This is a genomic window from Amycolatopsis pretoriensis, from assembly GCF_900107925.1.
Classification (GTDB): domain Bacteria; phylum Actinomycetota; class Actinomycetes; order Mycobacteriales; family Pseudonocardiaceae; genus Amycolatopsis; species Amycolatopsis pretoriensis.
This window is the reverse complement of sequence record NZ_FNUJ01000003.1, coordinates 174,006-200,990: the sequence shown is the minus strand read 5'-3', so window position 1 is coordinate 200,990 and position 26,985 is coordinate 174,006. Positions and strand designations below refer to the sequence as shown.

The 26,985-nt window shown below is 71.4% G+C and carries 17 protein-coding genes; 8 read left to right on the top strand and 9 right to left on the bottom strand.

The annotated features are described in order from the left end of the window. Window positions 1-12 precede the first annotated feature (12 nt). The 7 genes from BLV96_RS13285 to BLV96_RS13255 all read right to left on the bottom strand — a co-directional run bounded on the left by BLV96_RS13285 (window position 13) and on the right by BLV96_RS13255 (window position 8,734). On the bottom strand, window positions 13-3,363 hold the full coding sequence (locus BLV96_RS13285; RefSeq protein ID WP_086673501.1) for a P-loop NTPase family protein: 3,351 nt from the start codon (window positions 3,361-3,363) through the stop codon (window positions 13-15). After that, window positions 3,360-4,778, bottom strand: coding sequence for an esterase/lipase family protein (locus tag BLV96_RS13280; RefSeq protein ID WP_158104086.1), 1,419 nt, complete (start codon window positions 4,776-4,778; stop codon window positions 3,360-3,362). Before BLV96_RS13280 ends, BLV96_RS13285 begins: the two co-directional genes overlap by 4 nt. A gap of 144 nt (window positions 4,779-4,922) precedes the next feature. Beyond that, on the bottom strand, window positions 4,923-5,735 hold the full coding sequence (locus BLV96_RS13275) for a DUF72 domain-containing protein (protein ID WP_086673505.1): 813 nt from the start codon (window positions 5,733-5,735) through the stop codon (window positions 4,923-4,925). 32 nt (window positions 5,736-5,767) lie between these two features. Next, window positions 5,768-6,157, bottom strand: coding sequence for an NUDIX hydrolase (locus tag BLV96_RS13270; protein WP_086673507.1), 390 nt, complete (start codon window positions 6,155-6,157; stop codon window positions 5,768-5,770). 15 nt (window positions 6,158-6,172) lie between these two features. Then, entirely contained in the window at window positions 6,173-7,843 is a 1,671-nt protein-coding gene (locus BLV96_RS13265; RefSeq protein ID WP_086673510.1) for a hypothetical protein, read from the bottom strand. Between the two features lie 81 nt (window positions 7,844-7,924). Further along, a complete protein-coding gene (locus tag BLV96_RS13260; RefSeq protein WP_086673512.1) occupies window positions 7,925-8,287 on the bottom strand; it encodes a VOC family protein in 363 nt (120 codons plus the stop codon). A gap of 30 nt (window positions 8,288-8,317) precedes the next feature. Next, window positions 8,318-8,734: a hypothetical protein gene (locus BLV96_RS13255; protein ID WP_086673514.1), complete on the bottom strand. Its 417-nt coding sequence runs from the start codon at window positions 8,732-8,734 to the stop codon at window positions 8,318-8,320. 101 nt (window positions 8,735-8,835) lie between these two features. Here BLV96_RS13255 and BLV96_RS13250 point away from each other — a divergent pair, with 101 nt between their 5' ends. The 3 genes from BLV96_RS13250 (at window position 8,836) to BLV96_RS13240 (ending at window position 13,197) form a co-directional block, all read left to right on the top strand. Continuing rightward, a complete protein-coding gene (locus BLV96_RS13250) occupies window positions 8,836-9,972 on the top strand; it encodes a serine hydrolase domain-containing protein (protein ID WP_086673516.1) in 1,137 nt (378 codons plus the stop codon). Between the two features lie 328 nt (window positions 9,973-10,300). After that, window positions 10,301-10,495, top strand: a complete 195-nt coding sequence (locus BLV96_RS13245; protein ID WP_086673518.1) for a hypothetical protein — start codon at window positions 10,301-10,303, stop codon at window positions 10,493-10,495. A gap of 92 nt (window positions 10,496-10,587) precedes the next feature. Beyond that, entirely contained in the window at window positions 10,588-13,197 is a 2,610-nt protein-coding gene (locus tag BLV96_RS13240) for a CHAT domain-containing protein (RefSeq protein WP_086673528.1), read from the top strand. On the opposite strand, the gene BLV96_RS13235 is transcribed toward BLV96_RS13240, so the two are convergent. Beyond that, window positions 13,194-14,162 carry an aldo/keto reductase gene (locus BLV96_RS13235; protein WP_086673520.1) on the bottom strand — a complete coding sequence of 323 codons (969 nt, stop codon included), beginning with the start codon at window positions 14,160-14,162 and terminating at the stop codon, window positions 13,194-13,196. The genes BLV96_RS13240 and BLV96_RS13235 overlap by 4 nt on opposite strands. A gap of 2 nt (window positions 14,163-14,164) precedes the next feature. Next, entirely contained in the window at window positions 14,165-14,953 is a 789-nt protein-coding gene (locus BLV96_RS13230) for an SDR family oxidoreductase (RefSeq protein ID WP_086673521.1), read from the bottom strand. A gap of 215 nt (window positions 14,954-15,168) precedes the next feature. Between BLV96_RS13230 and BLV96_RS13225 the strand changes: the two genes are divergently transcribed. From BLV96_RS13225 to BLV96_RS49825, 5 genes are read left to right on the top strand one after another with little or no spacing between them, the layout of a single operon-like run. Then, the gene (locus tag BLV96_RS13225; RefSeq protein ID WP_086673523.1) at window positions 15,169-20,934 is read left to right on the top strand and encodes a type I polyketide synthase; all 5,766 of its coding nucleotides are present in this window, start codon (window positions 15,169-15,171) and stop codon (window positions 20,932-20,934) included. After that, window positions 20,928-24,764, top strand: a complete 3,837-nt coding sequence (locus BLV96_RS13220) for a beta-ketoacyl synthase N-terminal-like domain-containing protein (protein ID WP_091389132.1) — start codon at window positions 20,928-20,930, stop codon at window positions 24,762-24,764. The genes BLV96_RS13225 and BLV96_RS13220 overlap by 7 nt, the downstream gene beginning before the upstream one ends. Next, window positions 24,761-25,051, top strand: coding sequence for an acyl carrier protein (locus BLV96_RS13215; protein ID WP_086679142.1), 291 nt, complete (start codon window positions 24,761-24,763; stop codon window positions 25,049-25,051). Before BLV96_RS13220 ends, BLV96_RS13215 begins: the two co-directional genes overlap by 4 nt. Further along, on the top strand, window positions 25,039-25,815 hold the full coding sequence (locus BLV96_RS13210) for an alpha/beta fold hydrolase (RefSeq protein ID WP_086679141.1): 777 nt from the start codon (window positions 25,039-25,041) through the stop codon (window positions 25,813-25,815). Before BLV96_RS13215 ends, BLV96_RS13210 begins: the two co-directional genes overlap by 13 nt. Beyond that, complete coding sequence (locus BLV96_RS49825) at window positions 25,812-26,918, top strand: glycosyltransferase (RefSeq protein ID WP_167379599.1); 1,107 nt, start codon at window positions 25,812-25,814, stop codon at window positions 26,916-26,918. The genes BLV96_RS13210 and BLV96_RS49825 overlap by 4 nt, the downstream gene beginning before the upstream one ends. Window positions 26,919-26,985 lie beyond the last annotated feature (67 nt).

Sequence of the window (26,985 nt, the reverse complement as noted above, 5' to 3'; positions counted from 1 at the left end):
GACGGATCAATCTCAAGATAGCTCGGGGTCGACAAAATTTCTGGCGAAATTGACGCAATTGAGGGCCTGAATTCGGTGTTCATCAAGATACTTCCAGTTGTGTATCCATGTTTCCAATCTGTCGAGTACCTCATTGGGCTTGCTTGGGGAGTTTTTCGATAGAATTAATAGACTGGTCACGCGAGATACGAATTCAATGTACGAAGTGCCGACTGAACAGTGCGGGCTCAGGCTTTCTGGTCGAGATAGCCACAAGCGAATCAAGTCATCGAACCTTGCTCCAAAAATGCCCGTTTTGAGCTGAGGGATTCGGCACAAGGCCTGCATGAGTGAGTCAACTTCTGAAAACGAGTTCAGAGTAGTCGTATTTGTTGGTATGGTCCAGACCATCTCTTCGATCGCGGCTAACAACTTGATTGTAAGGTCTGGCCACTTTTCTGTGTGTTTCACAAGCCTCGAAAGGCGCCAACTGACATCTTCATTGCCAGGATTGGCCATGGCCCATTCAATAAATTTTATGGCAACAGGCTTGGTCATCTCTCGCTGTCTGCTTACGAATTTTGATACGAGATCCGATCCGGCTCCGTTTTCCTCAATCCAGTCTAGTGAGAGTTGTACGACCTCGCGACGAGACTCGACCTTTAGTTTTATTGTAAGCATGCGGCTAAGAATGAATTCTGCGTCAGGTGTGGTGCCGTGCTGAGTGAGCCACGTTAATGCGGCGGTTGTGGCGACTTTTGTGTCTTTTTCGCTCAGATCCTGGCTCAAGAGTGAGGTGAAAACGAACTGGGCGCTGATGGTGTTGCCGTGTTGGTTGAGCCAGGATAGTGCGGCGGTTGTGGCGGTTTTTGCGTCTTTTTCGCTCAGGTCCCGGTTCAGGAGCGGGGGTAGAACAAAACCAGCTTCTGTGGTGGTGCCGTGTTGGTTGAGCCAGGATAGTGCGGCGGTTGTGGCGGTTTTCGCGTCTTTTTCGCTCAGGTCTCGGGCCAGGAGCGGGTTGAAGACGAACTGGGCGTCGATGGTGTTGCCGTGTTGGTTGAGCCAGGATAGTGCGGCGGTTGTGGCGGTTTTCGCGTCTTTTTCGCTCAGGTCTCGGGCCAAGAGCGGGTTGAAGACGAATCGTGCGTCGAAGGTGGTGCCGTGTTGGTTGAGCCAGGATAGTGCGGCGGCTGTGGCGGCTTTCGCATGTTCTTCGCTCAGATCCCGCGCCAAGAGGGGCGCTAGAACAAAACCGGCTTCCGTGGTTGTGGCGTGCTGAGTGAGCCACGACAGTGCGGCTGGGGTAAGTCGTTGATCAGTCTTTCCCTGCTCGGAGCGAAGACCTTTGTACAGCAGATGTCGAGCGTAGATTGACTTCGTGTACTTTTGCAGCCATGGGTCAACTACGAGTTGCCACTCCGCGAAAGCCACGTTGGACCACGACGGATTATCCAGTACCGCGCCAAGCGCGTACGAACCTTCATCCTCACGGGAGGCCAGTACTTTTCCGGTCTCTTCGGCTCGGCCGCTGAGCCACCTGGCGCAGTGCGTGCGTACACTCATCGCTTCGGGCCGATGTAGATCACGGATAATGCGGCTGAGGTTGATCGCGTAACGGCCGATTGTGCGGCCGGTAACCAGGCAAGCGTTAAGGACGTTGTCTGCGACTTCGGTCCTGACAATGTCGGTGGGCCGTTCCAGCAGGACGTTCTCGACCAGTTGATCGGTCACGAGATCGTGGACCGGCACCAGGCCCGTCGGACTGTTCACCACCCATTTCATCGAGCGCAATCGACGCAGGATCCGTTCCGCGTTGGCCGTCAGGTCCTTGCCGCAGGCCAGCAAGCCCGGCTCGTCCAGCGGGGTGGCCAGCAGCATCGCCGCGCAAGCCTGCAACGCCTGGCTGGGTTCGTTGTCGTCGTCGGAGAACAAGTTCTTCGGGCGCGGGGGCAGGAGGTCGTCTTCGGCGAGGCGGCGTTCGAGCCACTCCAGGAGGTTGGCCGGGCGGATGTGGCTCAGCATTTCCCGCAGTTGGCCCTGTTCGTGCAGGTGCTCCGCCTCCGCGGCGATCAGCATGGCGATCACCGGCCGGTCTCCGCACGTTTCGCGCATCCGCTCCAGCCCGACGTCGAGGACCGCCTGGCGTGCCACGACGTTGAGGATTTCGTCGCGGACAGCGGCTGTCCTCGCGGCGTCGGGTTCGAGGGTGACTTCCTCGAAGAGGAGACCGAGCGGCGCATCGGTCGTGGCGTGCCAACCCGGTCGGCAGGACGCGATCAGGGCGACTTTCGTCCGAGCCGTGAACTTGTGTGGCCGGATGCTGTTCTGCAACGTCGGGATGTGGAGGTTGCCGTACTCGTTGAGGTAGTCCAGTACGACGAGGACCTTGGCGGCACGCTCGAATTCGATCGCCTCGAACAGATCCGCGCTCGTGACCGCGGCGTCCCCGGAGGCGACGTGCATGACTGCCCAGCCTTCGCGCACCGCCAGCTCCGCCACTTCGAAACAGGTGCGTGTCTTACCAACTCCCGCCGCGCCCACCAGCAGCACACCTGGCAGGCCGCCGTCGTCGCCAAGCCGCTCCAGCAGCCGTTGGGGTTCGGTCGGGTCCTGGGGATCAGCCGGGTGGACGAAGGGCAGATTGGTGCTCAGGAGGTTCTCACGGAAGCCGTCGAGTGTGTCGATCGCTTCACTGTGCGTCGAAATGCCGCTGGGCTTGCGCGGTTCGGAACGGAACTCCCCTTGCGTAGCGTATTTGAGCCCCACGTCCGCCACGATTGACGCCTGCCACTCCGGCGATGTCAACAACTCGGCCCCCGAGCGCACCGCGTCGTCGAACGTTGCTCCGGCGCTGGTGATCCGGGTGACGTCCACGGGGAGGAACGCGCCGAAGTCGTCCGGTTCCCGACGCAGGCCACGCGCCCACGACACGTCACCATCGGTGCCCGGGGCGAAGGCGCGGTAGTCCGGGGCGCCGCCGGGGCCGGGCCACACACCTGCGGCCCACACCACGACGATCGCGTGCGCGGGGCCGCCGGCCCGAGGATCGAGCACCACGATGAGCGGGTGCACGCCGGAGTCCAAGCACGCTCCGGAGAACGTGACGGCCAGATCGACGCAATTCGCCATCCTGGCGGTCCGAAGCACCTCGGTCGGTCCTCGGATCGCTTGCCAGCCGCTCTCGCTGCCCACGGGTTCGTCCGCGTACCGGATGTTCAGGTCCGCGAAGGCCTCGAACACCGCGCGGGTCCGCTCGACCGCCCCGGCACCGACGGCTGCGGCGCGCGGCGGCAGCGTCGGCAGTAGCGACGCCGCGGTGCCGGTCTCGACGTAGCGCACCAGGAGGTCGGGATTCTCCGCGCGGTTCCAGTGGGGCCTGCTCATCCGGCTGCCGCCGCTTCCTCCGCCGCGTCCAGGACGACGATGTCGATGTCGGCGAACACCGAGTCCGGACCGGTCGTCCGGCGCGCTTCGAAAGTCAGCTGATAGCGGCCGGCCGGCAGGGCCGGAAGCATGGTCCGCCACGTCCGGGCGCCGCCATCCATCGCGGTGGCGAACACGGTTGCCCCGCCGAGCACGGACTTCGCGGTGACGCGCACCCGCTCGGCCTCGGTGCCTTCCGGGTGGACAGTCAAGCCGACAGTTACCTCTTCGCCGGCCGGCACCACGTCCTCGACGTCGAGACCGAGCCAAGGGGAGGAAGGTGCTTCGGCGCCCCGGGTGGGCAACGCCTCACCGGAGTAGGATCGCAGCGGATCGAGCAGCGACAGGGTGCTCGCGAGCGGGCCGTGCCGCTCGGCTGTGCCCCGCCAGATCAACCGGGTCTCACCGAGCTCACGCGGGATCGCCGACAGCGTGGGGACGGTGCCGTCACCGGCCCAGCCGACGTTCCCGCGCCACGGCGGATCTTCCTTGGTGATCACCAGACGGCCGCTCGATCCCAGGGTGACCAGGTTCGGTGTGGCGTGGCCCCGGCCGAAGAAGGGGACAACGTCCGGAACCCGGTCCGGGGGTATGTCCGCCCACGCCTTCGCGATGTCTTCGTGCACCTGCCGGCCCGCGGCGGCCATCGACGCGAACTGGTCCGCGTAGCTCGACCTGGGCAGCGTGGTCAATTCGATCTCGCGCCCAGCCACCGTGTCCCACACCGCCGGGTACTGCGGCAGCAGTTCGTACATCGACGGCCACCCGCGCAGCACGTTGCGCACACCGAGGTGGCGCAACGGGCCTACGCCCGGCCCCCTGATAAGCCATTCGAGAGCTTTCGGCGCGCCGCGGTGCGGTGTTCCGAGCGTCAGGAGAGCGTTACACACCGGCCAGCCCCCGAGCGGTCCCAGCCAGTACCGGGCTACCAGCCCACCCATCGAGTGAGCCAGCACCACGACCCGCCGTCGAGGTGCGTCCGGGCCCAGCGCCTCGTGCACGGCGGCGGCGAGCCGCTGTGCCGCGTCGGTCACCGACCGCCGGAAGTCGTACGGGAACAGCAGGACGTCGACGTTGCGGGGAATGGGTAAGCCAGGGTTGTGGACGTGCGTGACCACGTTCCGGAAGTTGTCGGTCAGCAAGCTGCTCAGACCCTCGTAACCCGGGCTCGTCACGATGGATCCCAACGCGGTGAATGTCGTGATCAACGCGGTGGGCTTCATTTCGGGGAAGCGGTCGAGGCCGAGGTACGAGGGGCGGATCACCGTGGTCGCGAGCTTGGCCGGCGTCCGTTCCCACGTCTTCCCGTCCGGCCGTTCCAGAATGCTGCCGCCGATGCCCGGAATCACCACGACCAGGTGCTGGAGGTGCTGCAAGCGGCTCGCCTTCCTCATGCGCACGGGTTTCGCCCGCTGACCGATAGTTCTACTATCGCAAAACGCCACCGCGATGTTGCAGCAAATGGTGCCGTCGTCGTGACACCGTCGAGCACGATCAGTGCTTCTCGTGGCGACGTGCGCTCAGAACAGCGTCGCGGGCTCAATCGGCTCCGGCTCTGGCAGCGCGTCCAGGCCGGGCACCAGCGCCCGCACCTCGTCGTGAAAACGGCGAGCCAACGCTGGCGCGTCGACATTGTCCGGCGTATGCACGAACACTGTCGGCGACCGACCCTCCCGCAGCCAACCCGCCGCCACCTCGACCCACGGCTGCCACCCGCGCACCGTCTCCTCCACCGAATCCCGGCCCAGGTAACGGACCACAGGCCGGTCGGTCAGCGCCCGCGTTCGTCGGGGCAAGCGCGGCTTCTTGGCCCACGCCTCCTGCTCGGCCTCACTGACCGGCGGACGATGGAAGAAAACCGTCGTGTCGAAAGGCACCCACTCCGCGTCCGCGTCCGCGAGTGCCCCCTCCAGCAGAGACGTCGAGCCGGCGAAGAAGTCCGGGTGACGCACCTCCACCGCGCGCCGGAGGTCGGCTGGTAGCCGGCGCAGGAAACGGCGGAGCGCGTCGACGTCGGATGGGCCGAACGAGCCCGGCAACTGCGTCCACAGGACCGCCCGGTCGCCCAGCGGCTCGATCGCGTTCAGGAACGCGCGCATCTCGGTCTCGACCCCGGCGAACCGGCGCTCGTGCGTGACGACCTTCGGCACCTTCACCACGAAGCGGAACCCGGGGCCGGTCTGCTCCGCCCACGTCGCGACGGTGGCCCGGGACGGCGTCGCGTAGAACGTCGTGTTGCCTTCGACCGCGTTGCACCAGCCGGCGTAGGCCTTCAGGCGCTCCTTCGCGGGCAGCGATGGCGGCTGGAAGGGCCATGCCTTGTGGGTCCACATCGCACAGCCGACGTGGAGAACGCCAGTTCCCATCAGAGCAGCCGGCGGAAGTGCTGGGACATCTCCAGGCCGCGCGCCTCTAGTGGGGTCAGCCAAGCGAAGTCGTCGTGCTCCTCCGGGTTCAGCACGACGTCCCCCTCGCCCTCCTCCTCCACCGTGTACACCCAGGCGTGGATCTCCATCTCACGGCCCGCGATGTCCGGCCAGGACGTGCGGGACAGCTCGCCCGTCACCTGGACCTTCAACCCCGTCTCCTCCACCACTTCGCGGATCGCCGCCGCCTCCGGGAGCTCGTCCGGCTCGACCGTTCCGCCCGGCAGCTCCCAGCGGCCCGCCAGGAACACGCCCGGGCCGCGGCGCAGGAACAGCACCCGGTCGCCGCGGGCTATCCAGCAGTACGCCAGGTACTTCAGCTCCGTCATGCGCCCGATTCTCGCTCAGTTGGTCTTCGACGTCGGCAGGTGGGCGCCGAGGTAGCCGACGTACACCGTGCCCGTGCGGTCGGTGTCGTCGAGGAAGTGCAGGCGGGGCGCCGGTGCCTTGAAGCGCTCGAGCGCGATGTGGGCGCCGAAATAGTCTCGGCCCGCCGGGTTCGTGCGCGGGTCGACGCGGAACGTCCGGGCCTGGCGGAGCCGCTCGTTCGTCGTCACCGTGTCCGACTCCGCCAGGGCGATGATGTTGGCGCTGATCAGCGAACCCGGCTGGCCGGTGCGGGCGAACGCGAGCACGTCCGACAGCCCGGGCCCGGGGTCCTGGCCCGCGTCGAGCAACGTCGTGCGCGCGCTCGCGTACGCGTCGAGCGTGCGCAGCGCGTCCCACGCCTTGCGGCGCCACGCCGTGGCTTTCGGGTGGTGGTCGAGGATCGCGGCGGGCGCCGGCTCGGCCGTGATCGCGAGGTGCTTGAGCGTCGCCGCCGCGGCGCCGATCAGCTCGGCGAAGCTCGGGAACTCCTCCGGCGGGCGCTCGGCGGCGGCGACCTCGTCGTCGGCGTCGTGGTAGCGGGCCAGCGTGCCCGCCAGCAGCCCGTTCACGCGTCTGAGCTCGTCGCGCTCGGCCTCGGTCTCCTCGAACGCGCGCGCGTAGTCGTCCACCGACCCCTGCAGCTGCGCGAGCTGCGTCCGCAGGTACCCGACGTCGACCGCGGACAGGTCGTCGAGCCGCCGGCGGAGCGCCTTCGCCTCGTCCGCGTGCCGGTCCCGTTCCTCGGCGTGCGCCTTCGCCTTCTTGCGCAGGATCGTCAGCACGCCCCGCGCTTCGGCGAGTTCACGCTCGGCGCGGCCGAGCTTCTCGGTCAGCTCGGCGTCCGGTTCCCGTTCCGGCGCGTCGAACGGATTCGCGGCGTACCACGCCTTCACGCTCGGCACCTCGGCCCACTGCTCCGGCAGCGGCGTCCGGCCGCGCGTCTGCAGCAGCCGCGTGATCGCGCCCTGCAGCGCTTCGCCGGACACGGGGCTGGCCGTCTCGACGAAGTCGGGGAGCTGGTCGCACAGCGGCGCGTACAGCCGCGCGCCCTGCGGCACCTCGTAGCCGAGGGGCACGTGCTGGTTGAGCGTGCGGCGGAAGCGGTCGTCGACGTCGAACACGTTGACCAGGCCGGGCCAGCCGTCGACCGGGACCGTCGGCGGTTCGGTGAGCACCAGCACCGCCGACGTCCGCCAGTCCGCGACCAGCGCCTCGCCGAGCAGTTCCGCGACGCGGTCGCACTCCTCGCGAGACCATCCGCGCATCGCGAGAACCGGGGCTTCGATCGGGATCTCGTCACTGCCGCTCGCGCCGAGCTCCTCCAGCCCGATCCGCTGCGCCGGCGCTTCGTGGCAGCTGCGCCACGGCCGCGTGCACGCGGCGGCCAGCAGCCACGCGACGCGGTCCTCACCCGCGTGGTAGCACAGGGAAAGCAATACCTGAACGGAGTAGCGGCCTCGGCTGTCCGTCCAGCCGAACTTGAGGTCGCACCGGCGCGATCCGCCGTCGTCGGACGAGCCGAGGTCGGTGACCGTGTAGTCGTCGTGCTGCCGCTGACGGGCGATCAGCCTGCCGCGCAACGCGTCGAGGGGGCGTTTTCCTTCGGTGGGAACCAGTCCGTGGTGCCAGATCCGGTGCACCCCCACAGGACTCAACTCCGTTCGCCGGAAACAGGACCTCAGCCGAACATAGCGGATCCTGTGACCGGACGAACGCGGGGCGTCACGTCATTCACGCGTCCAGAGGCAGAAGGGGTGCCCGGCCGGGTCGAAGCAGACGCGGACGTCGGATTGGGGCTGGAAGTCCGCGACGACGGCGCCCGCGGCGGTCGCTTCCGCCGTCGCCGCGGCGAGGTCGTCGACTTCGATGTCGAGGTGCAGCTGCATCTGCTGGGCGCCGCCGGCGGGCGGCCACACCGGCGCGAGGTGGTCGCGCTCGAGCTGGAAGGAGAGCCCGGCGCCGCCGTCTTCGGGGCGCAGGGTCACCCACTCCGGCTCGTCGGTCTTGATCGGCCAGCCGAGCAGCTTCGAATAGAACTCGGCGAGCGCGCGCGGTTCCGGCGTGCCGAGCACGGTGGAGGTGAGTTTCATGGTCCGGTGTTACCCGCCGTCCGGGGACTTCTACCGGGCCGGACCGGTCCGCGTGTCGAAGTAGGCGACGGGCGGGCCGACGCCGCGCCACGACGTCGTCGCGAACACCGCGGCCCCCGACAACGCGAGCAGCGCGGTGAGGACGGCGAGCGTGGCGCCGATCCGGCCGGGCCCGGGCCGGGTGCGCGCCCCGGCGCCGACGCCGAAGACCAGCGCGAGCACGCTGATCGGCAGCAGCGCGAACCACAGCGCGCCGAGGACCAGCACGAAGGCCTGCGTGACCCAGGAGAACGTCCAGGCGGCCACGACCGGCGGGCGGACGATCAGCCACGCCGCCCAGGTCGCGACGGCCAGCGTGAGCCCGGACGCGCCGATCGCGAGCGACGCGATCGCCAGGCCGCGGCCGGACCGCGTGGTCTCGGTCGGTTCTTCGTCGAATTCCCCCATGCCGGGAACATCCCGGCCGGATGCCCCGGCGTTACGCGGAATACCGCGGCACCGGGCGGGTTGTCTCCAGGCACAGGCTGAAGATCACTGAGGGAGCCGCCATGTCGTCCGAGCACATCCAGGGGACCGTCGCCGACGGGTTCGAGGCCGTCCGCGCGGAGTTCGCCGCCGTCGCGGCCGACGAGGGCGGGGACTACGCCGCCCAGCTCGTCGCGCACGTCGACGGCGAGCGCGTCGTCGACCTGTGGACCGGGCCCGAGATCACCGCCGACTCGCTGACCGGGGTCTTCTCCTCGACGAAGGGCGCGGCGCACCTGGTGGTCGCGCTGCTCGTCCAGGACGGTGTGCTCGACCTCGACCAGCGGGTCAGCCACTACTGGCCGGAGTTCGGCGCCGCGGGCAAGGCCGCGATCACGCTGCGGGAGCTGCTCGCGCACCGCGCCGGCGTCGTGGGCGCGGACGGCGGCTTCACGGCCGAGGAGCTCGCCGACGACCGCGTGATCGCCGAGCGGCTCGCGCCGCAGCGGCCGTACTGGCGGCCGGGCACGCAGTTCGGCTACCACGCGCTGGTGATCGGCGCCCTGACCGGCGAGGTCGTCCGCCGCGTGACCGGGCGCAGCATCCAGGAGCACTACGAAGAGCGCGTCCGGAAGCCGTTCGAGCTGGACTTCTACCTCGGGCTGCCGGAGGAGCTGGAGCCGCGGTTCCTGACGACGCAGCCGATGCTGCCGACCCCGGAGCAGCTGGCCCAGCTGGCGGCCGGCGCGACGGGCGCGGACAGCATCACGGGCATCGCGTTCAACCGCAACCACCCGAAGGCGCCGGAGCTGTGGGACCTCCCGAACATCAAGGTGGTCCGGCAGCTGAGCCCGGCTTCGGTGGGCGGCGTGGCGTCGGCGCGCGGCCTGGCGGGCATGTACGTGGCGGCGACCCGGCTGCTGGACCCCGGGACGGCGGCGGAGTTCGCGCAGATCCACTCGGCCGGGGACGACCTGTCGACGCGCAACCGCAACGCTTTCGGCCTCGGGTTCGCGATCGTGTCGGACGACTACCCGGTGCTGGGGCAGGGGGCGTTCGGGCACAGCGGGGCGGCGGGGTCCCAGGCGTTCGCCGACCCCCGGAGCGGGCTGGCGTACGGGTACAACCGCCGCCGGTTCGCGTTCCCGGGCGGAGCGGCGCCGGAGAACGTGCGGCTGGTGAGCGCGATCCACCAGGCGGTGACGGCGAAGCGAGGCTGACTGTCCACAGAGGACGGTCCGGGTGCGGGTGGTCACCCTCCGCACCCGGACCAAGACCTCACTCCGGACGGCCCCGGTCCCGCTCCGCCACCCAGGGGGATGCACGTCCCCAATGGACGTCGTTACAGAGTTCACCCGTTAGGACGTTCCAACCCCGACGTTTCGCCTGATCACGGACGTCGGACTGACTTTCCGTAGCGAAAACCCTCCCGATCAATGCTCCGTTGTGAAACTATTGGGCCGTTCGCGGGGAGAGGGCCTCGCGAAGGGGACTCACCGTCACGGCGAGCGGCCCCATGCAAGATCCCCAGGGGAGAGGAGATCGACCATGTCGACGCCCACGGACACCAAGCCGGAGGAAACCCCGGAACCGGTCGAGAAGGCCGGCCCGGTGGTCCCGCACCCGGAGGCCGACGAGCACGGCTGGGTGCACATCGACCACGAGCACATCGGCATCAAGAAGGACGACGGCCCGATCGTGGTGCCGAACTGCGGGCCGCCCTGCTACCAGGTCGCCCGCTGACCTTCACCGAACTGTGATCGCCCGCCTGCCGATCTTCCAGCGGCAGGCGGGCTTCTTTCTGCTACGGGCTGTGGTGTCATAGTGGGGTGCCCGTGACAAAGCTCGATCCGACCGAAGTCATAGACAAGGTTCGGCAGCTTCACCGGACAGCCGCGGACAAGTCCTGCCTCGCGCGCTACCACGAAGGCGTCCGCCTCCTCCGGCGAGCGGTCGGCCTGCTCGACTCGATCTACCCCGTGCCCGACGAGCACTACACCGAGTGGCTCGTGGTGCGGATCCGCGTGTCCAGCCTGCTGGCCGCGCTGTCATCGGAGATCTCCGGCGATGTCGGCGCCGGCCTCGCCGCGCTGGACGACGTGCGGCTGCTGACCGGCGCGGTCGACGACCTGGTGCTCAAAGCCGAGCTGAACGGCGCGCTCGACCACAACTACGCCGCGAAGCTCACCACGGTGGGGCGCAACGAGGACAGCCTCAAGTACTTCGACCTGTCGCTGGAGCACCAGGAGTATCGGCTCCAGCACGGGGCGGCCCCGGAGTCGCGCATGGAGGCGTTCACGCAGACGCTGACCATGCGCGCGTCGAGCCACACGCGGCTGGGCAACGTCCAGCAGGCCCGTGCGGACCTGACCCGGTCGCTGGAGCTGGCCGAGAAGTACGAGCTGCGTGCCCAGGCCGCCGACATCCACCGCAACCTCGGCACGCTGGCGCTGCGGACGGGAGACGTGCCGGAGGCCCTCCGCCTCTTCGAGGTGAGCGAACGCAGCTACCGGGCGCTGGGGCGGGACGCACCGCCGTGGCTTTGGCTCGAGCAGGCTCAGGCGCTGCTCGCCGCCGGGCTGGCCGACGAGGCCGGTGCCCACCTCGACGGCCACATGGCGGTGATGGCCGACCAGGACAGCGTCACCCGCGACCTGGGGTTCGTCGAGCTGCACCGGGCTTCGGCCGCGCTGCTGAGCGACGACCTCGACCTCGCCCGGCAGATGGCGGCCGCCGCGCGCAGGCGGATGCTGAAGGTCGGCTGCAAGACCTGTGTCGCGAACGCGACCATCGTCGGCCTGCAGGCCGACACGCGCGAAGCCCTACGGACCGGCGAGTTCGCCGCGGCCCTGCCGGGCCGGGCGTTGCGCGCGGCGGACAAGATGCCGGTGCCCCGCCTCGCCGACCAGGCCGCCACCGCGCGGATGCTCGCCGTCCGCCTGGACATCCGCCGGGGGAACCTCAAACGCGCCGTCGAAACCCTCGACAAGGTCCCTCGCCCCGGGCAGCTCACCCCCATCGACTACCGGATGCTGCGCCGGCTCTGCCGGGCCGAGCTCGCCGTCGCACAGGGGAACCGGGCCAAGGCCCTTACCGAAATCCGGTCCGGGCTCACCGAACTCGACGCCGTCCGGGACCGGATGGGTGGGCTCGACCTCGTCTCCGGGACCGCCCTGCACGGCCAGGAGCTCGCCGACCTCGCCGTCAAGCTCGTGCTCGAACGCAACGACGCCCGGCGGCTGTTCGTCTGGCTCGAACGCACCCGCGCGCAGACCTACCGGTACGAACCGCTGTCCGCCGGGACCGATCCCGAGCTCGCCGCGCGCGTCGCCGAGGTGCGGGGCCTCGGGCAGGCCATCCAGGAGGCCCAGCACGACGGCCACCCCATCGCCGGCCTGCGCGCCAAGTACAACGAACGCCTGCGCGAGGCCCAGCGGCTCGGCTGGCACACCGGGCGCTGGGGCCGGCCGCGGCCGGTGGCCGGGCTCAACGAGGTCGCCGACCGGCTCGGCGACCGGGCCATGGTCAGCTTCGCCGCTTCCGGGGACGAGCTCGTCGCCGTCGTCGTGGCCGGGGGTGAGTGCCGGCTCGTGCGGCTCGGGTCCGCCGAGGCCGCCGCCGAGTCCGCGCGCGTGCTCAACGTCGACCTCGACGCCCTCGCGCCCGACAACCTGCCCGAACGGCTGGCCGAGGTCGTCATGGTCTCGGCGCGCAAGCAGGCCGACAAGCTCGACGCCCAGCTCATCCGGCCACTGGCCGAACTGTTCGGCGGCCGTGAGCTGGTCATCGTCCCGACCGGGCCGCTCTACGCCGTGCCGTGGGGCGTCCTGCCCGGGCTGCGGGGGCGGCCGACCGTCGTCGCGCCGTCGGCGACCGCCTGGCTCGCCGCCGAGCTGACGAAGTCGCCGCGCGCCCGCAAGATCGTGCTCGTGCGCGGGCCCGGCCTGGCCGGCGCGCGCGGTGAGCTGGAGAAGCTGACCACCCACTACCGCACCGCGACGACCATGACCGGCGCGAAGGCCACCGTGAAGTCGGTGCTGCGCGCGATGGACGGCGCCAAGCTCGCCCACTTCGCCGCCCACGGCGCGCACGAGCCGGAGAACGCGCTGTTCTCCCGGCTCGAACTCGCCGACGGCGCGCTCTTCGGGCACGAGATGGCCGGGCTGCGGCAACCGCCGCGGCAGGTCGTCTTCGCCGCGTGCGAGCTCGCGCTCAACCGGATCCGGCCCGGCGACGAAGCGCTCGGTTTCGCCAGCGCCCTGCTCGCCAGCGGCTCCCGCACGGTCATCGCGCCGCTGTCGCGGGTCGGCGACCTGGCCTCGGCGGCCGCGATGGACGACTACTACCGCGCGCTGGCCGCGCGGGACAGCCCCGCGCTGGCGCTGGCCGACGCGATCGCCGTCGACCCCTTCCGCCGCCCCTTCGTCTGCCTCGGCTCCGGCTAGATCGCTGAGGACGCCGGCGGCGACCACACCAGCCGTGGGTCGGTCTGCACGAAGCTGCCGAGCAGGTGGTCGACGCGGGTCAGGACGTCGAGGTCCAGCCGGATGCCGGCCGCCTTCGCGTTCTCGGTGACCTGCTCCGGCGTGCTCGCGCCGACGACCGCCGACGCGACCGTCTCGTGCTGCAGCGTCCAGGCCAGTGCGAGCTGCGCCATGGTCAGCCCGGCGTCGTCCGCGACACCGCGCAGCATTTCGACCCGCTCCAGCAGTTCGGGCATCAGCAGTGGCCGCGCGTGGGGCTTCGCGGCCGCGCGCGAGCCCGCCGGGACGCGCCCGTCGCGGTACTTGCCGGTCAGCACGCCCTGCGCCAGCGGCACCGACGCGAACTGCCCGACGCCGATCCGCTCGCCGACCGGCATCACCTGCGCCTCGGCCACCCGCCACAGCATCGAGTAGTGCGGCTGGTTGCTGATCAACGGGACGTCGTAGCGCTCGGCCGCGTCGCGGGCCTGCAGGAGCTGCTCGGCCGTCCACTCCGCCGTGCCGGCGTACAGGATCTTCCCTTGCCGCACCAGGTCCGACAGCGCGAGGAACGTCTCCGCGACCGGCGTCCGGTAGTCGAAGCGCAGCAGCTGGTAGACGTCGACGTGGTCGGTGCGCAGCCGCCGCAGCGACCCCTCCAGCGACGCGATCACGTGCTTGCGGCTCAGCCCGGCGTCGTTCGGGCCGGGACCCTCGGGCCAGAACACGCCGGTGCACAGCACGAGTTCGTCGCGGCGCACGCCGGAAAACGCTTGCCCGAAAGCGGTTTCCGCCGCGCCGCCGTCCCACGCCGCCGCGGTGTGGAACGTCGTGACGCCGGCGTCCAGCGCCGCGGCGACGCAGCCGGGAGCGTCGTGCGTCAGCCAGTTGCCGTAGGCGATCTCGCTCACCGCGAGCCCGCTCGCGCCGATCCTGCGGTACTCCACGCTCAGCCTCCCTGGACGGCCATCTCGTCGATCCACGCGTCGACCGCGCCGGCCTTGCGCAGGAACGCCTCCCGCACCGATTCGTGCGGCAGGATCAGGAACTCCTCCGCGCCGAGCCCGGCCACGACCGCGTCGGCGACGTCCTCGGGTTCGAGCAGCGGGGCCGCCGCGGCGATCGCCAGCGCGGCCGGGTGCCCGGCGGCGATGCCGGGTTCGAGCAGCGCCGTGCGGACGCCGAGCGGGCACAGCGCGCTGACCCGCACCCCCCGCGGCCGGTAGGTGATCGCCAGCCACTCGGCGAGGCCGACGGCGGCGTGCTTGGTGACCGAGTACGGCGCGTCGCCGGGCGTGCCGAGCAGGCCGGCGCCGGACGCCGTGATCAGCAGGTAGCCCTCGCCGCGCGCGAGCATCGCGGGCAGCACGACCTGCGCGGCGTGGACGTGCTGCATGACGTTGATCTCCCACGACTTCGCCCACTGCTCGTCCGCCGCGTGGACACCGGTGCCGAAGGCCGCGCCCGCGTTGGCGCAGAACAGGTCCACCTCGCCGAACTCGGCGCGGGCCGCCGCGACCAGCGTCTTCAGGTCCTTTTTGGACGTCGCGTCGGCGGTGACGGCGATCGCGCGCCCGCCCGCGTCGGCGATCTCGTCCGCCACCCGGCCGGCGCCCGCGGCGTCGACGTCCGACACGACGACCCCGGCCGCGCCCGCCGCGGCGAAGCGGCGGGCCATCGCCGCCCCGATCCCGTGGGCCGCGCCGGTCAGCACGGCCACCCGTCCGGTCAGTTCCACGTGGGCTCCCGTAATTTTCGAGCCATTGTTACGCAGGTGAGTGAATGGTATTTCTCATTTAGAAGCCGTATGATAAAAGTGCTGGTCAGCGCCCTGTTCGTGCTGTGTTCCACAGTTTCGCACCCTAGCACGAGTATTGCTTTTTCCGGGCCTGGTGCGTTATTCCTTGGATTGGTCTCGTGAAGATCACCCCACCCCGCACTGGAGGTCCGCCGATGGCCGAGCTCGTCCCGCCGTCGCACGCTCGACGGCTGCGGTGCCTGGGCATCGGCGACCCCGGTGAGGTGGCGGCCGTCGCGCGCGGTGGCGGTCTCGGGGTGCTCGACGGCGCCGATCCGGCCGCTCTCCGGCTCGTCGCGGCGCGGGTCCGGGTGCCCTACGGCGTGCGCACCGACGGCCCGGTTCCCGAGGGCGCGGCGTTCGCCGTCCGCACGAGGGCGCCGTGGACCGGCGCGCTCGCCGAGGTGTCCGACGTCGCCACGGCGGCGGAGGCCGTCGCCGGCGGTGCGCTGGGACTGCTCGCGCGTGGCGGCGAGCTGAGTGACTTCATTCTGCTGCAACAGCTTCTCGGCGCCTTCGACGTCCCAGTGTGGGGTCGCGTGGCGGGTCCGCGGACGGCCGTCGGAGCGCTCGCCGGGGGCGCGGCGGGGGTACTCCTGGAGTCCACTGTGGAAGCGGACGTCCGCCGGGTCGTCGGTGCCGAGGTACCCGCGGTGACGTCGTCGGAACGGCTGTGCCGGACGCTGGGCAGCGCGCTGCCGGTCGTCCAAGGACCGATGACGCGGGTGAGCGACCAGCCCGGGTTCGCGGCCGCGGTCGCCGACGCGGGCGGGTTCCCGTTCGTCGCGGTGGCCACGTCGAGCGGCACGCGCACCACGGACCTGCTCACGCGCACCGCCGAACGGCTCGGCGACCGGCCGTGGGGCGCCGGGATCCTCGGGTTCGTGCCCGACGACCTGCGTGTCGAGCAGCTCGCCGCGATCCGGGCCGTCCGGCCGCGGTGCGTGCTGATCGCGGGCGGCAAACCCGGTCAGGTCAAGGCCCTGGAAGCGGACGGGATCGCGACGTTCGTGCACGTGCCGTCGCCGGTGCTGCTCGGCCAGTACCTCGACGCCGGGGTCCGCCGGTTCGTCTTCGAAGGCGCCGAATGCGGCGGGCACGTGGGCCCGCGGTCGAGTTTCGAGCTGTGGGAGGAACAACTGGCCGTGCTCGGCGCGGCGAAGGACGTCGAAGTGGTCTTCGCCGGCGGGATCCACGACGCCCGGTCCGCGGCGGTGGTCACCGCGATGGCGGCGCCGCTCGACGCCGTCGGCGTGCTGATGGGCACCGCCTACCTGTTCACCGAAGAGGCCGTCACGCACGGCGCGATCACCGGGCTGTTCCAGGAACGGGCGCTCGCCGCCGGCGCGACGGTCACCCTCGAAACCGCGCCGGGACACCGCACGCGGTGCCTGCCGAGCCCGTACACGGCGGAGTTCGAGCAGGTCAAGGCGGGTCTGCGGGACCTGCCCGCGCAGGAAGCCTGGCAGCGGCTGGAAGAGCTGAACACCGGACGGCTGCGCGTCGCGAGCAAGGGCGTCCGCCGGGACGGTTCGCCGCTCGGCGAAGAGACCCAGCTCGCCGAGGGGATGTTCATGGCCGGCGAGGTCGCCGTGCTGCGCGACCGCCGGACGACGATCGCCGAGCTGCACCGGGAAGTCGCGTCGGGGAAAACCTTTGCCCGGCGGGAAGCACCGCAGCCGCGGGACAGCCGGGACATCGCGGTCATCGGGATGGCCTGCACGTTCCCCGGAGCGCCGGACCTGGAAGCGTTCTGGTCGAACGTCCTGCGCGGCGAGGACGCCGTCACCGAGGTGCCCCCGCAGCGGTGGGACCCTGCTGTCTACTTCGGACAGTCGACGTCGAAGTGGGGCGGGTTCCTGCCGCCGGTGGCCGTCGACCCGCTGGACTACGGCATCCCGCCCGCCGCGATGGGCAGCATCGACCCGGCCCAGCTGGTGTCGCTGGAAACCGCGCGGCGGGCGCTGGTGGACGCGGGGTACGGCGAGCGGGAGTTCGACCGCGAGCGCACGAGCGTCGTGTTCGGCGCGGAGGCGGGCGGCGACCTCGCCAACGCGGGAACGCTGCGTTCGCTGCTCGACGGCTACCTCGACGAGGTGCCACCCGAGCTGCTCGCCCAGCTGCCCGAGCCGACGGAGGACACGTTCCCCGGCACGCTGGCCAACGTCATCTCCGGCCGGATCGCCAACCGGCTCGACCTCGGCGGCGCGAACTACACGGTGGACGCGGCGTGCGGGTCGTCGCTGGCCGCGTTGGACCTGGCCGCCAAGGAACTGCGTGCCGGTACCAGTGAGCTGGTGCTGTGCGGCGCGGTCGACCTGCACAACGGCATCCACGACTACCTGATGTTCACGTCGGCGGGCGCGCTCTCGCCGACGGGCCGCTGCCGCCCGTTCGACGCGGCGGCCGACGGCATCGCGCTCGGCGAGGGGGTGGCGTGCCTGGTGCTGAAGCGCCTGTCCGACGCCGAGCGTGACGGCGACCGGATCTACGCGGTGGTCAAGGGAGTCGGCGCGGCGAGTGACGGCAAGGCACTGGGCTTGACCGCGCCGCGTCCGGAGGGCCAGCACCGGGCGCTGGAACGGGCGTACCGCGACGCCGGAGTGTCCCCTGTGGACGTCGGGTTGGTGGAGGCCCACGGAACGGGCACGGTGGTCGGCGACGCGACCGAGCTGCGCACGTTGACGGGGTTCTTCTCGTCGGCGGGCGCGGCGCCGGGATCGTGCGTGCTGGGATCGGTGAAGAGCCAGATCGGCCACACGAAGTGCGCGGCGGGGCTGGCGGGGCTGATCAAGGCGGCGCTGGCGTTGTGGCACCAGGTGGTCCCGCCGACGCTGCACTTGAGCGCCCCGAACGCGGCTTGGGACGCGGAGACGAGCCCGTTCACGTTCACGACTTCGGCAAGGCCCTGGGCGGAGCCGGCCCGGCTGGCGGGGGTGAGCGCGTTCGGCTTCGGGGGGACGAATTTCCACGCGGTGCTGGGCGCGAGTCCGGTGGCCCCGGATCGCCGGCACGGGTTGCGTGACTGGGCGCCGGAGGCGGAGCAGGCGTTGGCGGACCTGCGGCGGGTGGTGGCCGAGCGAGCGGCGGAGCGCGGGCCGGCCAGGTCCGGCGCGACCGGCGCTGCCGGCCCCGGCAAGGTCGCCTTCCTCTTCCCCGGCCAGGGCAGCCAGCGCCCCGGCATGCTCGCCGACCTCTTCGTGCACTTCCCCGAACTCGCCGACCTCCTCCGGCTCGCCCCCGACGTCGCCGCGAAAGCGTTTCCACCACACCCCTTCGACGCCGCCGAAGCGCAAGAACGAGCCCTCACCGACACCCGCGTCGCGCAGCCGGCCCTCGGACTCGTCGAAACCGCCGTCGCGGACCTCCTGGCGCAGGTCGGCGTCCGCCCGGACTTCCTCGCCGGGCACAGCTACGGCGAACTCGTCGCGCTCTCCGTCGCCGGGGCCTTCGACACCGACACGCTCCTGCGCGTCAGCCGGGCCCGCGCGAACGCCATCGCCGACGTCGCCGAGCCCGGGACCATGGCCGCCGTCAAGGTGTCGCGCGACCTGCTCACCTCCACCCTGATCGGCCCGGACGTCGTCGTCGCCAACCACAACGCGCCCGAACAGGTCGTCCTCTCCGGGCCGGTCGCCGCTATCGAACGCGCGATCCGGCGCCTGCGCGAGACCGGCGTCACCGCCCAGCGGATCCCCGTCGCCTGCGCCTTCCACAGCCCGCTCGTCGCCAAGGCCGGCGACCTCTTCGCCTACGAACTCACCAGAGAGCCCATCGGCGATCCGCGCCTGCCGGTCTGGTCGAACCGCACCGCGAAACCGTACGCGGGCGACGTCAAGAGCGAACTCGCCGCGCAGATCGGTGCCCCCGTGCGGTTCCTCGACCAGATCGAAGCCATGTACGACGCCGGCGCGCGGACGTTCGTCGAGGTCGGTCCGGGACGCGTGCTCACCCGGCTGGTCAAGGACATCCTCGGCGACCGCCCGCACGCCGTCGTCGCGTGCGGGCCCGACCTCACGGCCTTCCTGACCGCGCTGAAAACCCTCGCGCAAGCCGGCGTCGACGTTCGTACCGAACGGCTGACCAGGAACGACCGCCCGGCACCGTCCCCCACCGCCTGGGCCGTCGACGGGCGGTCCGCCCGCGCCCCCGGCATCGAAGCGCCCGCCCTGCCCCCGGCCCGACGAATCCGGAGTTCTGTGATGACCCAGCCCGCTCCCGGCCGTGACCAGGCGGTCGTCGACTTCCTGCGCACCACCCGCGAACTCGTCGCGGCGCAGCGTGAGGTCATGCTCGGCTACCTCGGCAGCGCAGCCGCGCCCGTTGTCGTGCCCGAACCCGTGCGCATCCCCGAACCCGAGCCGGAACGGCAGCCCGAACCGGAACCCGCAGCCGACGTCCTCACCACGGTAATCGGCGTGATCAGCGAACGCACCGGCTACCCGGCCGAGATGATCGCCGGCGACCTCGACCTCGAAGCCGACCTCTCCATCGACTCCATCAAGCGCACCGAGATCGCCGGGACGCTGCTGAGCCGCCTCGGCCTGCCCGCCGACGACCGCACCGACCAGCTCAGCCGCGACCGCACCGCCAACGCCCTGACCGGGCACCTGGAGAGCTGGCTGAACCCCACCCCGGCGGCGGTCGCACCGACGCGGTACCGGCTCGAGCGAGTGCCCGTGCCGCTGGACCCGGACCCCGGGCGGCTGCGCGGGAAGACCGTGGCAGCGCCGGACGAAGCCGTGCGGGCCGCCTTCGTGGCGGCCGGGGCGGAGGTTGTCGCCGGGGACGCCGACATCACCGTCATCCTGGGCGGAGAAGCCCCGGAAGTGTTCAGCCGGCTCAAAAACGCCAAGGGCACCGTGCTCGTCGCGGCGGAGCCGGGCACGCCGGGCCTCCGCGGCCTGGTCCGCTCGGCCGCGCTGGAACGCGACGGCGTCACGCGGCTCGTCGAGGTCACGCAAGACGTCGCCAAAACCCTCGTCGACGAGGCCCTCAGCGACGGCCCCCCGGTCGTCGGCCACGACGAGACCGGCCGCTTCACGATCGAGCCGCGGCCCGCGGACGTCCCGTCGATCGCCTACTCCGGCGCCGGCCCGGGCGGTGGCGAGCTGGCCGCGCTCGGCCTCGGCCCGGACTCCGTCGTCCTAATGGTCGGCGGGGCCCGCGGGATCGCCGCCCGCGCGGCGATCGCGTTCGCCGCTTCCGGCTGCCGGCTCGAACTGGCCGGCCGGACGCCGTGGCCGGGCGAACCGGACGACCTGCCGGCCGACCCCACGGCGATGCGTGCGGTACTGGCCGGCCGCGGTGGCTCGGTGGCCGAAATCGAACGCCGTGTGCGGACCGTGCTGGCCCAGCGGGAGATCGGCCGCACCCTCGACGAAATCCGCGCCGCGGGCGGGGAAGCCGGCTACACCGCGCTCGACGTGCGCGACTCCGACGCCGTGCGGCACCTCGTCAAGAACCTGCCCAGCCGGCTCGCCGGGGTCGTCTTCGCCGCCGGCGTCATCGACGACAAGCTCATGGCGGACAAGGACGAGACGTCGTTCCGGGCCGTGTACGAGACCAAAGTGGACGGCGCGCGGACCTTGCTCGACGTGCTCGACGCCGAACCCGGGTTCGTCGCGTTCTTCGGCAGCATCGCCGCGGTGCTCGGCAACCGCGGCCAGACCGACTACGCCGCCGCGAACGACGCCCTGGACGCACTCGCGACGAGCTGGCCGGGCCGCGCGGTGACCGTCCACTGGGGACCGTGGGCACCCGCGGCCGACCACAGTGGAATGGTGTCGCCGGAACTCGCCCGCGAGTACGAACGCCGGGACATCAGCCTGCTCGACGCGGACGCGGGCACCGCCGCCCTGCTGCGCGAACTCGCCTACGGCACCGACCGCGCGGTCCTCTACACGGCGTCGCTGTGGTGAGCCAGGAGCCGGTCGCCATCGTCGGCCTGGGCGTGTTCCTGCCCGGTGCGTCCACAGTGGACCAGTACTGGCGCAACGTCGTCGGCGGCGTCGACGCCGTCACCGAGATCCCCGCGCACCGCCGTGACCCGGCGTTCCACGGCCACGACGGCACCGCGCCGGACCGGACCCACGGCCGTCGCGGCGGGTTCGCCCCCGACCTGATCGACTTCGACCCGGTCGCCCACGGCGTCCCGCCGACGTCCCTGGAGGGCACCGAGCCGGACCAGCTGACGGCGCTGGCCGTCGCCGTCGACGCCGTCGAGGACGCCGGTGGCCTCGGCCGGCTCGGCGACCCCGAGCGGATCGGGGTCGTGCTCGGCCGCGGCGGCTACCTCTCGCCCGGGCTGCAGGGCTTCGACCAGCGGGTCCGCACGGTCCGCCAGATCACCCGCACGGTCGGCGAGCTGCTGCCGTCGGCGGGCCCGGACGTCCTCGACCGGCTGCGAACGGCGCTGCTCGAACCGCTCGGTGAGTTCCGGCCGGAGACCGCCGCGGGGCTGGTGCCGAACCTCGCCGCGGCGCGCGTCGCCAACCGGCTCGACCTCGGCGGCCCGGCGTACACGGTGGACGCCGCGTGCGCGTCCTCGCTGGTCGCGGTCGACCAGGCGATCGGGGAGCTGACCCGGCACCGCTGCGACGTCGTCCTCGCCGGCGGGGCGCACCAGACGCACGACGACACGCTCTGGTCGCTGTTCACCCAGCTCGGCGCGCTGTCGCCGAGCCAGCGGATCAGCCCGCTCTCGCGTGCGGCCGACGGCATGCTCATCGGCGAGGGCACCGCGCTCGTCGTGCTCAAGCGGCTGGCCGACGCCCGCCGCGACGGCGACCGCGTGTACGCCGTGGTGCGCGGCAGCGGCACGTCGAGCGACGGGCGGGGAGCGAGCCTGCTCAGCCCGTCCGTCGCCGGGCAGACCCTCGCGCTGCGCCGCGCGTGGGAAGGACGCGACCCGGCGGAGATCGGCCTGCTGGAGGCCCACGGCACGGCGACGCCGGCCGGGGACGCCGCCGAGCTGACCACGGTCGCCGACGTCTTCGGCCAGGCCGACGGGCGGCGGTCGGTGATCGGCTCGGTCAAGTCGATGATCGGGCACACGCTGCCGACGGCCGGGGTCGCCGGTCTGGTCAAGGTGGCCCTCGCGCTGCACCACGGCGTCCTGCCGCCCACGCTGCACTGCGCCGACCCGAACCCGCTGCTGGACAAGACGCGGTTCCGGGTGCTGGCCGAGGCCGAGGACTGGGGTGCGCTGCCGCGGGTCGGCGCGGTCAACGCGTTCGGCTTCGGCGGCGTCAACGCGCACGTCGTCCTCGAAGCGGGCGACCCGGCACCGAAGCGGCGGGTGCGCGTCGACGAGCCGGAACGCGTGCTGCGGCTGGCCGCGAACACGCCCGAAGAGCTGCTGGAGCGCCTCGACCGGCCTGGCGAAGGCGACGGGCCCTGCCGGCTCGGGATCGTCGGCCCGGACGAGCGCAAGCTGGCGACCGCCCGCAAGGTACTCGCCAAGGTGACGGCCGAGGGCCGGTCGTGGCACGGCGGCGGGGACGTCTGGTGCTCGGTCGACCCGCTGCTGCCGGCCGGCCGGATCGCGTTCGTCCACCCGGGACTGGAAGACGGCGCCGAACCGCGGATCGACGACGTGGCCAAGCACTTCGGGCTCGACCGTCCACAGTGGTCGACGACGACCGTGCTCGACCGCGCGACGAGCGTGTCCGCGACCGGGCTCCTGCTCGACCAGGCCCTGCGGCGCCTCGCGATCCGGCCGGACGCGCTCGCCGGGCACAGCGTGGGCGAGTGGACCGCGATGCAGTCCGCCGGGATGTACCGGGCGGTGCCGGACCTGCTGGAACGCTACTGGCCCGGCGGGTTCGAGCTGCCCGACGCGGACTACCTGGTGCTGGGCTGCCCGGCCACCCGGGTCGTCGAGCTGCTGCCGGACGACCTCGTGGTTTCCCACGAGAACGCGGCCAAGCAGACGATCGTGTGCGGCCCACCGGAGTCCGTCGCGAAGTTCGCCGAGACCTGCCGCGGCGCCGGGATCGTGGCGCGGACCCTGCCGTTCCGCTCCGGGTTCCACACCCCGCTGATGCGTCCGTACCTGGCACCGTTCGCCCGGCTCGCCGCCGAGCTGGACCTGCGGGAACCCCAGCTGCCGGTGTGGTCGGCGACGACCGCGCGGCCCTACCCGGCGGACCTGGACGCGGTCCGCGAGCTGTACCTCGAGCACCTGGTCCGGCCGGTCCGGTTCCGGGCGCTGACCGAGGCCCTGCACGACGCCGGGTTCCGCGCGTTCGTGCAGGTCGGCGCCGGGCAGCTCGGCTCGTACGTTACCGACACGCTCGGCGAGCGGCGGCACCTGGTCGTCGCCGCCGCGTCCGGCACCCGGTCCGGGCTCGCACAGCTGCGCCGCGTCGCGACCGCGTTGTGGGTCGAAGGCGGCACGCCGGACTTCGAAGCCCTCGAACGACGCCGGATCCGGCTCCGCACTGGGAACTCCCTGCTGTCGCTGGGAGAGTCGGCCCGCGGTCTGCTCGCCGACCGTGCGCTGCCCGAGCTGCCGGCCGGGGTGCCGGACGCGATCGTCGCCGAGTTCACCGCGCTGCTCACCGAGACCCGGCAGACCGCGGCGGACGTCGTCGCGGCGGCCGCGCGCCGGCGCACCGAGTCCACTGTGGACGTCTCGCTGACCGCGATGCCGTACCTGCGCGACCACCGGTTCTTCCGGCAGCGCGACGACTGGCCCGACGAGTCCGACTTCCGGCCGGTCGTGCCGGCGACGACGCTGGTGGACCTCGCCTGCCGGACCGTCGAACGCACCTGGCCGGGCACGACGGCGGTCGCGGTGCGGGACGCCGTGTTCTCGCGGTGGCTCATCGCTTCTCCGGCGCAGCGGGTGCCGCTGTCGATGAGCCGCGAGGGCGACGACGTGACCGTCGAAATAGGACCGTACGCGCTGATGACCGTCGAGCTGGGGACGTACGCGCCACCGCCGTCGCGGACCGCCGTGCCCGGCCCGGAGACCGAGCCCCCGTTGAGCGCGGCCGAGATCTACGCGCGGCGCGAGATGTTCCACGGCCCCTCCTACCAGGGCCTGGCCCGGCTGGCAGGGCTCGGCGAGCAGCACATCCGCGGCGAACTGGTCGTCCCGGCAGCACCCGGCGGGCTGCTCGACAACGTCGGCCAGCTGCTCGGCTGCTGGCTGATGGCCACCCGCCCCGACGGCCTGCTCGCCTTCCCGCGGTCGATCGGCCGGCTCACCTGGCACGGGCCGGAACCCGCGCCCGGCACCCGGCTCGAGTGCCTCGTGCGCGTCCGGCTGCCGCGGCCGGACGTCCTCGAAATGGACGCCGAGCTGGTGCGCGACGGCCGCGTGCTGGCGAGCATCGAGGGCTGGCGGGACGTCCGGTTCCCCTGCGACCGCGCGGCCCACCGCGTCTACGCGTTCCCGGCGGAGCACCTCCTGGCCGAACGGCGGGACGACGGTTCGGTCGCGGTCACCGACCGCTGGCCGACGGTCGCCGCGCGGGACATCTACGCCGGGATCTACCTCAGCGCCGAAGAACGCGCCGAGTTCGCCGCCGTCCCGCCGCGGCGGGCGCGCGGCTGGCTGCTGGAACGCATCGCCGCCAAGGACGCCGTCCGGGCCCGGCTCGCCGAGCCCGTCTACCCGGCGGAAATCCGCGTCCACGCCGACGGCCGGGTGTCCGGCCGCGGCCGCGCACTCCCGGGCTTCGCCGTCACCATCGACCTGACCGGGGACACCGCCACCGCACGACTCAGGAGCACGCCATGACCATCGACCACTCCACCGCCGTCTTCGACGTCGTCGCCGAGCTGCTGACCCAGCTCACCGGCGACGCCGACGTGCTCGGCATCGACATCACGCCGGACACGACGTTCCACGAGGACCTGCAGCTGGAGAGCATCGACCTGGTGACCTTCGCCAGCATCCTTTCCGAGCACTTCGGCGCGGACGTCAACCTCGCCGAGTACCTGGCGGAGAAGGACCTCGACGACGTCATCGGCCTGACCGTCGGCGACATCGCCCGGTTCGTGGGGGAGCGCACGTGCCCACGATGACCGTGAACGGGCTGCGCACCAACGTGCAGCTCGTGCCCGCCGGCGGCACCGAGACCGTGGTGTTCCTGCACGGCATGGGCACCGACAGCCTCGCGAGCTTCTACCTCACCCTGGCCCCGCCGGTGGCCGCGGCCGGCATCGACGTCATCAGCTACGACCTGCGCGGGCACGGCAAGACCGAGCGGCCGGAGCGCGGCTACACCCTGGACGACTTCGTCGCCGACCTCGACGACCTGCTGCGGCAGCTCGGCGTCGACCGGCCCGTTCACCTGGTGGGCAACAGCTTCGGCGGCACGCTCGCCTACAGCTACGCCGTGGCCAACCCGGCCCGGGTCCGCAGCATCGTCTGCATCGAATCCGAACCCGCGACCGAGGTGTGGGCGGGCAAGATGGCCGAGATCCTCGCGCACACCGTGCGGTTCCTGCAGGTGGAGGAGAGCTTCGACTGGATCGAGGCGAACTTCAGCGCCCACCACCGGCGGCTCGCGCGGATGGCGGCCGAGCGGATCACCTCGACGAAGATGGCCGAAGAGGTCCCGCTCGGACCGTTGCTCACGTGGGAGCAGGTGGCGGCGATCGGCTGCCCGGTGCTGTCCATTTTGGGCAGTCACGGCTACCAGGCCGACGACCTCGAAGCCTTGACGTCGTTGCTGCCGAACGGCGAGCTGCACGTGTTCGAGGGACAGGGGCATTCGGTGCTGGTGGAGCAGCACCGGGAAGTGCGCGAGCTCGTGCTCAAGTGGGTCGAACGGCACGCGGCGTGAAGTTCCTGCTGGTCGTCCCGCCGCTGGCCGGGCACGTGGCGCCGTTGCGCGGGGTGGCCGCGGTGTTGTCCGCGCGGGGCCACCAGGTCGCCTGGTGCGGCCCGTGCCCGGAACTGTCCGCTTTGGTCTCCGGGCCGGTTTTCCCAGCGGGGGACTCCGCGCCGTTTTCGCTGGCGTTGCGGCCATCCGAGCTGCGCGGGTTCGCCGCGTTGAAGTACCTGTGGGAGTCGTACCTGGTTCCGCTGGCCGACGCGATGGTCCCGGGGGTGGCCTCGGCGGTCGCTTCCTTCGAGCCGGACGTCGTGGTGGCGGACCAGCAGGCGATGGCGGGCGCGCTGGTGGCCGCGCGGTGCGGGCTGCCGTGGGCGACGTCGGCGTCGACGTCGACCGAGCTGGCCGACCCGCTGGGCTCGCTGCCGAAGATCGCGTCCTGGGTGACCGATCTCCAGGCCGGGCTGCGGGCTCGCCACGGCGTGCTGCTCGGCGACCTGCGATTCTCGCCGCACCTGGTGCTGGCGTTCACGACCCGGGCGCTGGCCGGCGAATCCCGGTTGGCGGTGCCGGTGTCCTACGTCGGCCCGGCGCTGCCCGCGGCTTCGGGCGAATGGTCCCCTGTGGACGATCGGCCGCTGGTCGTGGTGACGCTGGGGACGTCGAACACCGCGGTGGGTTCACGCTTCCTCGCCGAGAGCGTGGACGCGCTGGCGGGGATGCCGGCGGTACAAGGCTTGGTAGTGGACCCGTCCGGCAGCTTGATCAGTGAAAGCTGCGCGCTGGCGCCGTGGATCCCGCAGGTGGCGGTGTTCGCGCACGCCTCGGTGGTGGTCTGCCACGGCGGGCACAACACGGTGTGCGAGGCGCTGTCGGCCGGGGTACCGCTGGTGGTGGCGCCGATCCGCGACGACCAGTCGATGCTGGCCCAGCAGGTCACGGCCGCGGGCGCGGGTGTCCGGGTGCGCTTCGACCGCGCGAAGGCGGCGGACATCCGCAAGGCGATCGAGTCGGCGGAGCAGTACCGCCCGGGGGCGGCGAAGATCCGCGAGTCGTTCGAAGCCGCGGGCGGCGCGGAGGAAGCGGCTTCACACCTGGAACGGCTGGGCTGAAGGGCACCTTCCTTGCGTCACATGAGATGAAGGTGCCCTTCAGCTCATCACATGCACGGAAGGTGCC